This is a genomic window from Leucobacter sp. CX87 (assembly GCF_018682295.1).
Classification (GTDB): domain Bacteria; phylum Actinomycetota; class Actinomycetes; order Actinomycetales; family Microbacteriaceae; genus Cx-87.
This window is the reverse complement of record NZ_JAFIRI010000004.1, coordinates 203414-216423: the sequence shown is the minus strand read 5'-3', so window position 1 is coordinate 216423 and position 13010 is coordinate 203414. Positions and strand designations below refer to the sequence as shown.

13 protein-coding genes and 1 tRNA gene are annotated in these 13010 nt (G+C 66.4%); 6 read left to right on the top strand and 8 right to left on the bottom strand.

The features are described from left to right. The first annotated feature begins 26 nt into the window (after window positions 1-26). Entirely contained in the window at window positions 27-1475 is a 1449-nt protein-coding gene (locus tag KOE53_RS06520; RefSeq protein ID WP_188057838.1) for an ATP-dependent DNA helicase, read from the top strand. An 8-nt stretch (window positions 1476-1483) separates the two neighbouring features. On the opposite strand, the gene KOE53_RS06515 is transcribed toward KOE53_RS06520, so the two are convergent. Then, a complete protein-coding gene (locus KOE53_RS06515) occupies window positions 1484-2134 on the bottom strand; it encodes a TetR/AcrR family transcriptional regulator (protein WP_188057837.1) in 651 nt (216 codons plus the stop codon). Between the two features lie 76 nt (window positions 2135-2210). Here KOE53_RS06515 and KOE53_RS06510 point away from each other — a divergent pair, with 76 nt between their 5' ends. Both KOE53_RS06510 and KOE53_RS06505 read left to right on the top strand, forming a co-directional pair. Continuing rightward, a complete protein-coding gene (locus KOE53_RS06510; protein ID WP_188057836.1) occupies window positions 2211-3602 on the top strand; it encodes an amidase in 1392 nt (463 codons plus the stop codon). After that, the gene (locus tag KOE53_RS06505; RefSeq protein WP_188057835.1) at window positions 3569-5056 is read left to right on the top strand and encodes an APC family permease; all 1488 of its coding nucleotides are present in this window, start codon (window positions 3569-3571) and stop codon (window positions 5054-5056) included. Before KOE53_RS06510 ends, KOE53_RS06505 begins: the two co-directional genes overlap by 34 nt. Before the next feature lie 74 nt (window positions 5057-5130). Here KOE53_RS06505 and KOE53_RS06500 read toward each other — a convergent pair whose 3' ends face one another. The 3 genes from KOE53_RS06500 to KOE53_RS06490 form a co-directional block, all read right to left on the bottom strand. Further along, entirely contained in the window at window positions 5131-6321 is a 1191-nt protein-coding gene (locus KOE53_RS06500) for an MFS transporter (protein WP_188057834.1), read from the bottom strand. A gap of 73 nt (window positions 6322-6394) precedes the next feature. After that, window positions 6395-7060: a biliverdin-producing heme oxygenase gene (locus KOE53_RS06495; RefSeq protein ID WP_353055600.1), complete on the bottom strand. Its 666-nt coding sequence runs from the start codon at window positions 7058-7060 to the stop codon at window positions 6395-6397. A 46-nt stretch (window positions 7061-7106) separates the two neighbouring features. Then, window positions 7107-7406 carry a DUF2470 domain-containing protein gene (locus tag KOE53_RS06490; protein ID WP_241095465.1) on the bottom strand — a complete coding sequence of 100 codons (300 nt, stop codon included), beginning with the start codon at window positions 7404-7406 and terminating at the stop codon, window positions 7107-7109. A gap of 95 nt (window positions 7407-7501) precedes the next feature. Here KOE53_RS06490 and KOE53_RS06485 point away from each other — a divergent pair, with 95 nt between their 5' ends. Next, window positions 7502-8812, top strand: a complete 1311-nt coding sequence (locus KOE53_RS06485) for a serine hydrolase domain-containing protein (RefSeq protein ID WP_353055599.1) — start codon at window positions 7502-7504, stop codon at window positions 8810-8812. A 244-nt stretch (window positions 8813-9056) separates the two neighbouring features. Continuing rightward, window positions 9057-9260: a cold-shock protein gene (locus KOE53_RS06480; RefSeq protein ID WP_188045150.1), complete on the top strand. Its 204-nt coding sequence runs from the start codon at window positions 9057-9059 to the stop codon at window positions 9258-9260. Window positions 9261-9329: 69 nt separating this feature from the next. Here KOE53_RS06480 and KOE53_RS06475 read toward each other — a convergent pair whose 3' ends face one another. Together KOE53_RS06475 and KOE53_RS06470 are read right to left on the bottom strand one after the other, a co-directional pair. Further along, window positions 9330-10280, bottom strand: coding sequence for a cation diffusion facilitator family transporter (locus KOE53_RS06475; protein ID WP_188057831.1), 951 nt, complete (start codon window positions 10278-10280; stop codon window positions 9330-9332). Next, window positions 10280-10648, bottom strand: coding sequence for an ArsR/SmtB family transcription factor (locus KOE53_RS06470; RefSeq protein WP_188045148.1), 369 nt, complete (start codon window positions 10646-10648; stop codon window positions 10280-10282). The genes KOE53_RS06475 and KOE53_RS06470 overlap by 1 nt, the downstream gene beginning before the upstream one ends. A 125-nt stretch (window positions 10649-10773) precedes the next feature. Here KOE53_RS06470 and KOE53_RS06465 point away from each other — a divergent pair. Continuing rightward, window positions 10774-10847 (top strand) — tRNA-Gly (locus KOE53_RS06465). Between the two features lie 33 nt (window positions 10848-10880). Here the strand turns inward: KOE53_RS06465 and KOE53_RS06460 are convergent. Both KOE53_RS06460 and KOE53_RS06455 read right to left on the bottom strand, forming a co-directional pair. Then, window positions 10881-11579 (bottom strand): potassium channel family protein, encoded by a 699-nt coding sequence (locus KOE53_RS06460; RefSeq protein ID WP_215401679.1) that lies wholly within the window; start codon window positions 11577-11579, stop codon window positions 10881-10883. Then, a complete protein-coding gene (locus tag KOE53_RS06455) occupies window positions 11572-12939 on the bottom strand; it encodes a TrkH family potassium uptake protein (protein ID WP_188057830.1) in 1368 nt (455 codons plus the stop codon). Before KOE53_RS06455 ends, KOE53_RS06460 begins: the two co-directional genes overlap by 8 nt. Window positions 12940-13010 lie beyond the last annotated feature (71 nt).

Genomic DNA, 13010 nt, shown 5'->3' with positions numbered 1-13010 from the left:
CCATCCGAGCCGGCCGAGGAGGCACCGTGGCGCGCACCTTCGCCGGACGGCCGAAACTCAGCACCGAGCAGCAGGCCGTCTACGACCGCATCGAGCACACGCGGGAGCACGTCTTCGTGACGGGCCGCGCCGGCACCGGCAAATCAACCCTGCTCAATCATCTGTCGTGGAACACAAGCAAGCAGATTGTGGTGTGTGCGCCCACAGGCGTCGCGGCGCTTGGGGTCGGCGGCCAGACGATCCACTCCCTCTTCCGGCTGCCCACGGGGGTCATTGCCGACCACGCGATCGAGCAGACCGCGGAGCTCAAGAAGCTGCTCGGCGCGATCGACACGCTCGTGATCGACGAGGTGTCGATGGTGAACGCTGACCTGATGGACGGCATCGACCGGGCACTGCGCCAGGCGCGGGCCCGCAGGCACGACCCCTTCGGCGGGGTGCAGGTGATCCTGTTTGGCGATCCGTACCAGCTGCCGCCCGTGCCACCGCGCGACCCCGATGAGCGCGCGTACTTCGCCGACATGTACCGTTCGCCCTGGTTCTTCGACGCGAAGGTGTGGGAGGGCGCGGACCTCTCGATCATCGAGCTCACCGAGATCCACCGGCAGAACGACGACCGCTTCAAGCAGCTGCTCAACGGGATCCGGCACGGCGTGGTGACGGCTGAGATGGCCGGCGAACTCAACGACGCTGGCGCGCGGCCCGCACCGAAGGACGGTGTGATCACGCTCGCCACCACCAACGCAATCGTCAACCGGATCAACCAGACGCGCATCAAATCGCTCGCGGGTCAGTCGCTACGCGCCGAGGCCGAGGTGACGGGCGAGTTCAATCAGAGCAGCTTCCCGGCCGACGAAGTGCTCGAGCTGAAGATCGGCGCGCAGGTGATGTTCCTGCGCAACGACCCGGACGGGCGATGGGTCAACGGCACCCTCGGCACCGTGACCAAAGTTGCCGGCACGGTCTGGGTCGAGGTCGACCAGGGGGGCGGACTCGAGGAGTTCGAGGTCGAGCCCGCGACCTGGGAACGCTACAAGTACCGCTACGACGCCGTCACCAAGACGCTGACGAAGGACGTCGTTGCGGAGTTCGAGCAGTTCCCGCTGCGCCTCGCCTGGGCCGTGACCATTCACAAGGCCCAAGGCCAGACGTACGAGTCGGCGATTATCGACCTCGGGCCGCGGGCGTTCAGCGCCGGCCAAACGTATGTGGCCTTCAGCCGCGTGACCTCGATGGATGGGCTGTACCTGGCCCGGCCGTTGCGCCCGAACGACATCATCGTCGACGCCGACGTGGCGCGGTTTATGCGCGGGCGCCGCGCGGCCGCGGCGCCGATCGCGGCGGTTGAGTCGGCCACAGACGGCGATGAGGCAGGATCCGGCGCAGCAGCAGAGGTCGCCCCAGCACCAAAGTCAGCCGCAAAGAAGGCAGCACCCAAGAAGGCGAAGCGAGCGCCCAAGAAGTCAGCTCAGTAGCGGCGCGCTCACTCTCCCTGCAGTGCCAACTTCGCTGCAATACCGAGGACGACCGCCTCGACACCCAAGTCAAACATTTCCGCGGAATGCAGCGCCGCGATCCCACGGTATTCGCCCCCGGAGTCGGAGGCGAGGATGCCCGTCGATGCCCTGGTCTCCGTCCGGGCCCGGACCACCAGGAAGCCAGTCGCGAAGGCGTCCGCTGTGCTGAGCGCCCATCGAGCGGCGTCCGCGGTGAGCCCCGCCCGCTCAACGAGCGCGACGACCGCAGCCAGGTGCGGCGCAATCGGCAGCTGGTCGTAGGGCGCGAGCGCGAGCAGCTCGAACGAACGCGGGTAGCGCTCGGCGATCTGGCGGTACTCGCGAAGCGTCGCCACGAGAACCCCCTGCCAGGTGTCGGCCTTCCGCTCCGCCGCCCCGACGATGTCCATCTCAGCAATGAGCTGCTCGACGACCGCGGCCAGCAGGTCGTCCCGGTTGCGCACGTGTGTGTAGAGCGTCATCGTGCCACTGTCGAGCCGAGCGGCGAGCGAGCGCATCGTCAGCTGCTCAATTCCGCCTGCTTCGATCATCTCGATGGCCGTATCGGCGATCAACGTGCGGCTCAGCGATCCACGCTTTGCGGCCGCCCCACGCGCGGGCTGTTGTCGAGAGTCCATACCGAGTAGAGTAGCGGATCGTACACCGTACCGTACGCTGTACGATCCGCAACGAAGCCGATCCGATTGGAGCAGTGTGGACCTGCATTACATCACCGCAACCGAGGCCATCCGCAGATTCCAGGCCCGTGAGCTCTCCCCCGTCGAACTTCTCGACGCGGTCATCGCCCGCACCGCGCAGACCGAGCCTCAGGTCGGAGCTGTCACTGAAGAGATGCTCGATACCGCACGCATCGCGGCGCGCGAATCAGAGGCCCGCTATCACGCTGGCACGGCGCGTCGCCTCGAAGGCGTCCCGCTCATGCTCAAGGAGGAACAGCCGATCGCCGGGAAGCTGGCTGAGGACGGTTCCTTGCTCGAGAAGGGGAACATCGCCGAGGCCAGTCACCCGATCGTTGACCGAATCTTCAACGCTGGCGCTGTCGTGCACGGGCGCACCACCACTCCCGAGTTTTGCTGCGCGCCCGTGACCCACACGAAGCTTTGGGGAGTGACGCGCAACCCGCACAACACGGAAATGAGCCCCGGCGGATCTTCCGGCGGGTCAGGAGCAGTGCTCGCCGCCGGCTCGACGATCCTCGCGACCGGCTCAGACATCGGTGGGTCCATTCGCATTCCTGCCTCCTACTGCGGCGTCGTGGGTTTCAAGCCGCCGTTTGGCCGCGTGCCCGGCCTCGCACCGTTCAATAGCGACACCTACTGCGCCGATGGCCCCATGGGCCGAAGCGTCGCCGACGTCGCCGCGCTCCAGAATGTGATCGCTGGGCCCTGGTCTGGGGATCCGGCCTCGCTGCGCCCTGCAGTGCAGGTCTCTGGCGCGACAGGCAGCCTCGCTGGCATGCGGATCGCGTTGAGCTATACGCTCGGCGGGTACGCGCCGGATCCTGCCGTCATCGCGAACACCCGAACCTTCGCCGATGCGCTTCGAGCCGCTGGGGCAACCGTCGATGAAGTTGACCTGCCCTGGACGCCGCAGAGCGTACTCGACATCGCTTGGACGCATTTCGGCCAGGTCATGGGGCCCTTCATCGAGAGCATCGGCAACGGCGAGCCCGAGCTGCTCGAGCAGTTGATGCCCTACACCCGGGCCTTCGTCGCATCGGCTTCTAACAGCGGGAGCTACGTCGAGGGGCTCACGGCAGAGGCCGCGTTCTATCGGCCACTCGGTGAGCTGCTCGAGGGCTACGACGCGCTCGTGTGCCCGACCATCGCGAACACCGGCATGGCGGCGGACGAGCCGAGCATCGACACACGGGCCGCGTTCAGCGAGCTCATGACACTTCCCTTCAACATCGTGGGCCGCGTTCCAGTGCTCGCGGTGCCTTCGGGTCGCGCGCCCAATGGGGTGCCCACCGGCGTGCAGATCGTCGGCCGCACCTTTGACGATGCCACCGTTTTCCGCATTGGCGCAGCCGTTGAGCAGGAGCTCGCACTGTGGACCGCACAGAACTGGTGGCCCGGGCTGTGAGCGTGAAGGAAGCGCCAACCGCGCTCAAGGGTGGATCGCTCGGCGTATTTGACATCGTCTTCTTTGTGATCGCGGCAGCGGCCCCGCTCGCCGTAGTCGCCGGGGCGGCCCCGCTCGCGTTCAGGCTCGGCGGAGTGGGTGCCCCTGGCGCCTACCTGTTCTCGGGCCTCGTCTATATTCTCTGTGCCGCGGGACTTACCGCCTTCGCCAGCCATGTGCGCAACGCGGGAGCCTTCTACGCCTTCGTCGGCAGCGGCCTCGGCCGACCCCCTGCGGCCGGCGCCGCCATCATCGCGTTGGTCTCGTACGCCCTCATCTGCTTCGGCTTCTACGGATTCTTTGGGTACTACGCGGCCTCCTCAATGCGCGAACTGTTCGGCATCGAACTGCACTGGTCTGTGTATGCACTCTTCGCGATCGCGATCATCGCGGTGCTCGGCTATCGTCAGATCACCGTCGGAGCCCGCATTCTTGGGGTGCTCATGGTCGCCGAGGTCGCCATCCTGGCGATACTTGCAATCGCGGTGCTCGCTACCGAAGGCACGACGCACTTTTCGGTCGAGCCCTTCGCCCCGAATCGTGTCTTTGACCTGACCAGCGGCGGCATGTTTGTCCTCGCGCTCGGCGCGTTCCTCGGCTTCGAAAGCACGGCCATTTACTCGGAGGAGGCAAAGAACCCGAAGCGCACGATTCCCCGCGCGACCTACATCGCGGTGGGATTCCTGGCCCTCTTCTACGCTTTCGTCACCTGGGTCGCGGTCGCCGCTCTCGGCGTGGACGGCCTCACGGAAGTTTCGCTCTCAGACACGTTCCAGGGCATGTATTTCATGCTCGCCGACTCGTATCTGGGCCCGTGGGCGACGATCGCGATGAACGTGCTCATGGTGACCAGCCTCTTTGCTGCGACGCTCGCCTTCCACAACGCCACCTCGCGGTACCTCTTCGCGCTGGGGCGTGACCGCATCGCTCCGCGGAGATTCGGCGCGACCCACCCTCGGTTCGGATCACCCCATCGCGCGAGCCTCGCGGTGAGCGTTGGCGCTATCGTCCCAGTGCTCATCACGGTCGTGCTCTCAGGCGATCCGTATCTGCACCTGCTGCTCTGGACGAACGGCGTTGGCATCGTCGGAATCGTTTTCCTGCAGCTGCTCTGCATGGTCGCGGTGCTGCGGTACTTCTGGAAGGACCGTCGTGGGCATGGCGCCTTCCGCGTAGTCATCGCGCCCGCGCTCGGCGCGATCGGCTTGACGATTGGGCTGTGGCTCATGCTCGTCAACTTCGAGCTGTTGACCGGCATCCAAGGCTGGATGAACGGGGCCCTCGTTGGGCCCCTGCTCATCCTGGGCATTGCGGGCGTCGTGTGGGCGATCCGGGCCAAGAAACGGGATCCCGGGACGTATGGCGGCATTGGCCAAGGAACCCGCACCATCACGGTACCGAGCGAAGACAACTAGTCGGGGCACGGAAATGGGGCGAGGCACGGGTGAAGACCGGCCTCGCCCCTCTCGTTTGCCCGGAAACCGCTCCGTCAGAGCCGACTGACGCCCCGAGGCTGCGATCGTCCCTCCGCCGCGTAGGCGAGCACGGCGATGAGCAGGCCGCCGGCCGCGAGCACTGCGCCCGCCCAGGCCGGGGCGGCGAAGCCCCATCCGGCCGCGATCACAGCGCCGCCCAGGAATGCGCCGAGGCTGTTCCCGACGTTCAGCGCGGAGTGGTTCAGGGCCGCTGCGATTGCCTGGTAGTCACCGGCGACGTCCATAAGTCGGGTCTGAATGGCGGGGCTCATGACGAACGAGACGAAGCCCACCGCGAAGACGAGGATGCACACCGCCACCAGCGAAGACGAAAGCAGTGCGAGTAGCACCAACACCCCCGCCATAGCCGCCAGGCTGAACAGCAGGGTGCGTTTGATCTCGATGTCCGCCAGATGCCCACCGACGATGTTGCCCACGGTCATGCCCAGTCCGATCAGTACGAGCACGATGGGGACGACCCAGGTCGGAGCGCCGACAACCTCGGTGACGACCGGCGCGATGTAGCTGTACATCGCGAAGAACCCGCCGAAGCCGACCGCCCCGATCGCGAGGGCGAACCACACCTGCGTCACGCGGAAGACGCCGAGCTCCGCTCGCAGCGTGCGCCCGGGGGATCCTGCCTGGTGGGGCACAAATCGCGCAATGGCGACAGTCGCGAGCGCGAACACGAGCGTGACGACCAGGAAGGCCGTCCGCCAGCCCCACTGCTGCCCAAGGAACGTGCCGAGCGGCACCCCCACGACGTTGGCGAGGGTCAGGCCGGTCAGGATGAAGGCGACGCCCTTTGCCCGGTTTCCCGGCCCCATCACTTCGGCGGCGACGAGCGCCCCGAGTCCGAAGTAGGCGCCGTGCGGCAGGCCGGCGAGGAACCGCGAGACGCCGATCAGCTCGAAGGTCGGCAGCACGACCGTGAGCGCATTGAAGACCGTGAGCGCGAGCGCCAGCACGACCATGACGCGATGTCGCGGATACTTTGCCGCGAAGCCGGCAATCGTGGGCGCTCCGACGACGACGCCGAGCGCATAGAGCGAGATCAGCCAGCCGGCCTTACCGAGGGCGTCCTCCTGGCTCGACGCCCACACAGCGGGCATGACGTCTCGCGCGATGTCGGGCAGCAGCCCCATCGCGACGAATTCGGTCATGCCGATGCCGAAACTGCCGATGGCCAGAGAGAGGAGCGCCATCTTCGCCGCACCCCTCGAAATGTTCGAGGGATTCACTCGTTCAGCGTAGTCGGCTTTTCGGCCGACGCGCGGGCTACGCTGCGGCGGCGGCCTTCGCGCGGGCCAGGTCGATGAAGACCTCGGTGTTGAAGCGGTACGCAGCACGGACCTCGTCGATCGCGCGGGCGCGCTCGTCGTCGTTCAGGCCAGCGCCGAGAGCGTCGAGCTCGGCACGGTAGCCGGTCTTGAACTCAGCGAGGTCGCCCAGCGAGCTGAAATCGTAGAACTCGGCCCCCGTGCCCGCGAACTCGTGCTGCTTGGCGACGCGGCGAGCGATCATCTGGCCGCCCGAGAGGTCGCCGAGGTAGCGCGTGTAGTGGTGGGCGACGAAGCCGGCAGCCCAGCCCTCAGCCCCGACTTCGCGGATCCGGGCCGCGTAGGCCTCGGTCGCGGGCACCGCGGTGATCTGCTCGCGCCAATCGGCGCCGACCAGGAACTCGAGGTCGCGTTCGAGCGCGGGCATCCGAATCAGTGCCTCGTTCAGGAAGGGGTGCACCGCGGGATCCTGCGCTAGATCGGCAGCAACCGCCTCGAGCGCCTCGTACATGTAGAAGTGCTGCACGACGAGCGCGACGTAGTCCTCGCGGGTCGCGGTTCCCCGCATGATTCCCTCCATGAAGCCGGCGCCCTCGCTGTCGGAGTGGTCCGACCAGGTGCCCTCGCGGAGGGCCTGGGAGAAGGGAATGGCAGTGCTGGTCACAGTGGGGCTCCTATGGGGGCGGAAGAGTGGAAACGAGTGGGGCGAGCTAGTGCTCGCGCGGGGTGAGGCCGAGGCGCGCGCACGCCTCGCGGTAGACGAGCACGACCGAGCCGCGCACCTGCGGCCGCTCCGAGATCGGCGCATCGGGCCACGGCACGACGAGTTCGTGCTCGCCAGCGGGGTCGGTCACACTCCAGCGAGCGACGTCGCCGTCAAAGCCGGTCATGACGCTCGCTGTCACCTCGGGGTAGCCAAATGCGCGCGCGATCAGCACATTGTCCGCCAGGTGGTCGTCGTTCATGTGGTGCAGCACACCTGCAACGGCCTGTTCATCAAATACGCTCACTCCTCCAGTCTACGCGGGGCACCCAATCCCATGGCTCTCAGGCGGCACCCGGTAGACTCACCGGGTACTTCTTCCCTCGGCGAATAGGTGGTTCTGTGATCCCGAAGTTCGGCGCGCGCGTCTCTGCCGCCTCCATTGGACTGCTGACCGTGGTCGCCCTCGGGCTCACCGGCTGCACGGGATCCGACGCCGACGCGGGATCCGCCGCACTGTCGACCATGCCAACTGAGACGAGCGAACAGGTCAGCGCCGCCGTTGCGAACGCGCTGGGAGCAAGCCGGTCCACCGAAGCCGTCATCGGCGTGTGGGCGCCGTGGAGTGGCGACCTCGTTCAGGCATACGCCACCGAAGGCGATCCGCAGGCGAACGCCGACTCCGCCATTCGTGGCGCCCAGGCCTCACAGCCCGTCGTCTGCGCACTGCTGCTCGCAATGGTCGAGGACGGCCAGGTCACGCTCGACCGCGAGGTCAGTAAGGACCTCACGCGCCAGGTCGGCATCGACGGCCTCACCTACCGGCAGCTGTGCGACGGCACCTCCGGCCTCGCCGACTTCAAGGGCCCCTTCGCGGACATCTTCGTGAACAACCCGACGCGGCCGTGGCCGATCCGCGAGCTCCTCGCGCAGGGAATCGCGACCTCGCCGCTGTCTTGGCCCGGACTGGACGTCCACATCAGCGACACTGACGCAGCGATGTTGGGCCGCGCGCTGAGCGTGCGCAGCGGCGTCGACCTGGCCGACCTGCTCGAGCAGTACGTCTATGAGCCCGCAGGTATGGCGCACTCGTCGCTCCCCGGGACCGACGACGTCACGCTCAGCGGGAACCACCTCGAGGGCATCAGCTTCCCGAGCGCCGGCGGCGCCCCCGTTTGCGACGTGGAACCTGCCCCGGTCGAGAAGGTCTCCCCCTCGATGTTGTCGGGCGCGGGCGCGACCGTCACCACGGTCACGGACCTCAAGAACTTCTACGCCTCCTATCTCGGCGGCGATTTCGAGTCGGAGAAGACCCAGGGCGTCACCACTGAGGTCCGCCCCACGAAGAACCCCGAGCGCGACGCCGAGGGCAACCCGATCGCCGAGGTGACCGATTCGCCCAGCAACTGGGGCTTTGGCGTCGAGCAGGTCGGCCCGCTCTGGGGTCGCAGCGGCTCAATGCCGGGCAGCTCGACCGCCGCGTTCCACGACCCGTCCTCGGGCTTCACCGTCGTGGTCGCGCTGAACAACGCGGGCTCGGGTCAGAGCATTGCGCGCGCCCTGGCCTTCCAGATCGCGGCCATTGTGGCTGCCGGGCAACCAGGCGAGCTCGAAATTCCCTGGACCGCCGAGGAGCGTGCCGCCCAGATCGCCGAGGCCGCTATTTGCCCCGTCGTCGTGGAGGCCCCGGCCGAGGAAGCCCCCGCCGAATAGCCCTGTTCCGGTCGGATCCGCAGCTCAGCCCGCGGAACCGTTCACCGCGGCGTGCCCGAATTGTGACAATTTGGTGACCTACGCGCGTATTCATTCGGATACTGTGGCGAATGGAGTTGCCATCCTGCGCTGTCTGCGCGGGTCACCCCGTACGGGGACGATCCGGTGTTGTGCGTGTGATCCGGCGACGACCGGGCCCGGATTCTCTGGCCCGAAGCGCTATCAGAAGGAAACACACGAAGTTATGGCTACCGGTACCGTGAAGTGGTTCAACGCCGAAAAGGGTTATGGATTCATCGCCCCTGACGACGGCAGCGCCGACGTGTTCGCTCACTACTCGGCAATCGAGTCGTCGGGCTTCCGCACGCTCGAGGAAAACCAGAAGGTTGAGTACGAACCGGCTCAGGGCCCCAAGGGTCCCCAGGCCGAGAAGATCCAGGCGATCTAGTCTCAATCATTAGTGCGAACGGGGTGGTCCAGCGTTGGACCGCCCCGTTCGTTGTTTCTCGGGCCCGGGCTACGCGGGATCCCGGGGCCCGGGCTCCCCGTGCAGCGCGTTATGCCCGCCGTGCCCCTCGGGCTCGAGCTGGAACGTCGCGTGGTCGATCCTGACGGGGAAGTGCTCGGCGACGCAGGTCTGCAGTGAGGCGAGAATCTCTGGGGCATGACCATCGGTGAAGCACTCCGCCTCGACCGTGACGTGCGCCGTCAGAATGGGCAGGTCGCTTGAAATGCGCGTGATGTGCAGGTCGTGCACGGCGAGCACGTGCGGCAGACCCAGAATGTGGGTGCGCACGTCGGCGAGGTCGAGCCCCTTTGGCGTCTGCTCGAGCAGGACACTCAGCGAGCTGCGCAGCAGTGAGATGGTGCGGGGCACAATCAACACGGCGATCAGGATCGCGGCGATCGAGTCTGCCCGCTCCCAGCCGAACCAGGCGATGAGCAGCGCGCTCACGATGACCGCAACCGAGCCGAGGGCGTCGTTCACGACCTCGAGGAACGCGGCGCGCATATTCAGGTTGGCGCCCCGCCCGCCCGCGAGGATCGCCATCGCGATGACGTTCGCAACGAGGCCGACGATCCCGAAGATGAGCATCGTGCCGGAGGCCAGCTCAGCGGGCTCGAAGAGCCGCCGCACGCCCTCGATCATCGCGTAGACTCCGACCGCCAGCAGGATCAGCGCTTGCAGGCTCGCGCTGAGCGCTTCGGCCCGGCGGAACCCCCAGGTGTGGGTGTCGGTGGCGGGACGTTCCATGAGGCGCGCGGCCGTGAGCGCGAGCAGGAGACCGATCACATCGGTGAGCATGTGCGCGGTGTCGACGAGCAGCGCAAGACTGCCCGTGATGATCGATCCCACGAGCTGGGAGAGGAAGACGAGGAATGTCAGACAGAACGCGAGGGTGAGCCTGCGGCGATTGCTCGCGCCCCCGGTCGCGGCAGCGGCGCCGTGGTGGTGGCCCGCGCCCACTAGCCGGCCTCGGTCAACGCTGCCGCGTGCTGGGCGGGGTGCGGGTGGCGCACCTCGGCCCCGACTGCGTGCTCTGCTTGGTAGAGCGCAACGCGCACGAGCTCGATCGCGTGCTCGCCGGCGAGCCGGTAGTACACCCGCACCCCCTCCTGACGGGTCACGACGATGCGGCTCATGCGGAGCTTCGCGAGGTGCTGGGAGACAGTGGCCTGAGGCTTGCCGACGACCTCTGCCAGCTCCCCAACCGAGCGTTCGCCATCTTCAAGCGCCAGAATCAGTCGGACGCGGGTCGCATCGGCGAGCAGCGAAAAGATCTCAACCGCGACGGGAATCGAGCCGTTGACAAGTTCTTCGTTATCTGCGTACATACGAATATATTTACACACGCAGAGACTTCCCACAACGTTCCAGGGTGCCGACAGGTTGGCGAGCAGCGAAGCCGCACCGCGATTCTGCTAGTGTTGAGCGGTCGGGATCGTTGAGATTCCGCCACGGGGCTGTAGTTCAATGGTAGAACTTCTGCTTCCCAAGCAGACAGCGCGGGTTCGATTCCCGTCAGCCCCTCCACTCAGGGCTTCCCCGCGCACTCGCCGCGCCCGTTTAGAGCAGCGAGGCGAACCGCTCGGTCGCCGACGTTGAGCCCGCGACGATGATCTCATCGTCCTCGCTAAGGACCGTGTCGAGCGTCGTGTGCCCCCAGTCCGCACCCGGGTGCTTGACCGCGACGACCGTGACATGGTGACGCGCGCGCATGCCAGTCTCGCCAAGGGGCTTACCCAAGGCTTCTCGCGGCGGGCTGGTCTTGACCATGGCAAATCCATCCGCGAACTCGACATAATCGAGCATTGCCCCTCGGACGAGGTGAGCAACTCGGCGACCCATGTCATGCTCCGGGCGAATCACGTGCTCCACCCCGAGCTGTTCAAGGATCTGCCCGTGGGCCGGGCTCACCGCCTTCGCCCAGATCGTCGGCTTCTTGAACCGCAGCAAGTGGGAGGTCGTGAGGATGCTGGCTTCCAGGTCGCTGCCGATGCCGACCACGGCCCGGTCAAACTCGTGCACCGACAGCTGGCGCAGCACTTCTTCCTTCGTCGAGTCGGCACGCACGACGTGAGTGAGCAGACCGTTGAAGGACTGAACAACTTCCTCGTCCGAATCGATGCCCAGAACTTCGGTCCCCGCGGCCTCGAGCTCCAAGGCCAACGCACCACCAAAGCGGCCGAGTCCGATCACGACGACCGCGTCCGCGTCCGCGATCCGCTCGGTCCGCTTGCCGGCAAAGATGGGGTGCTTAACCAATGAGTGGCCTTTCCTTGGGGAATTCGTAGAGGAGCTTGCTCGAACGGAGGGCAAGAGCGGACGCAAGAGTGACGGGGCCGAGTCGTCCGACGAACATGAGCAGTACGAGCAACAGTTGGCCGGCCGGGGGCAGGCTCGCGGTGATCCCCGTTGAGAGCCCCACCGTGGCGAACGCCGAGATCGTCTCGAACAGCAACCGATCGAAGCCGAAGTCCGTCATCAGCATGAGCGCCATCGTCGAGCCAATGACCAGCGCGACGGCGAGCAGCACGATAGTGATGGCCTGACGGTGCACTGATCGTGAGAGCCGCTTTCCGAAGACGTTGACCGCGGTACCCCCGCGAATCTCGGTCAGGAGAATGAACAGCAAAACCGCAAAGGTGGTGATCTTGAGGCCGCCGGCGGTACCGGCCGGGCCGCCGCCGATAAACATCAGGATGTCCATCCCCAACCAGGTAGCCGGGTCCATCTGACCGATGTCGAGCGAGTTGAAGCCGGCGGTGCGCGTCATGACGGACTGAAAGAACCCGGCCAGCACCCGATCCGCAATGCCCAGCGCGCCCAACGTCCTGGGGTTGGTCCACTCGAGGATGCAGATGAACAGCGTCCCCAGCACCAGCAGCACTGCAGTTCCGCTCAGCACGAGCTTCAGGTTCATGCTCCAGTGCACCGGCGTGCGGTACCGATGACGCAGCTCGAACAGCACCGGGAAGCCCAATCCGCCGGTGATGATGGCGGCGGCGATCGGCAGGCAGATCCAGGGGTCGCCGACGAAGGCCATGAGGTTGTCGGTGAAGAGCGCAAAGCCCGCGTTGTTGAACGCCGAAATCGAGTGGAAGAACCCCATCCAGATCGCTTTCCCCGGGGAGTATCCGTATCCCACGCCGAAGCGCAATGCGAGCAAGGTCGCGACGACGAGCTCAACGATAACGGTGATGCGCAAGATGCCGAGCAGGATCGAACGCACGTCCCCAAACCCGGTGCTCTTCGTCTCGACGGCCGCCTGGATGCGCGACTTGAGCCCCAAGCGGCGGGCCAGCAAGACGCCGAGGAGCGCGGCAAACGACATGATGCCGAAACCGCCCAGCTGAATCAGCACCAGGATCACGACCTGCCCGAACGGGGTCCAGTACTGGGCGGTGTCGACCACCGCCAGGCCGGTGACGCACACCGCCGAGGTGGCGGTGAAGAGGGCATCCAGGAAGCTCGCCCCTCCCGGGCCGGTCTTCGCGATCGGGAGCATCAACGCTGCCGTCCCCGCCAGGATCCCCACCCCAAAGCCTGCAGCGATGCCCTGAGCTGGGTGGCGAGGAGTCAGGTACCGGGCGCTGGCCCTGACTCTGTCGGCGACGACGTGCATGAACGCAAGCGTAATGCGAAGTTCGCCCGACAAATGAACGCAATCGCTTGTGCGCCCCCGCTGGGGACTCG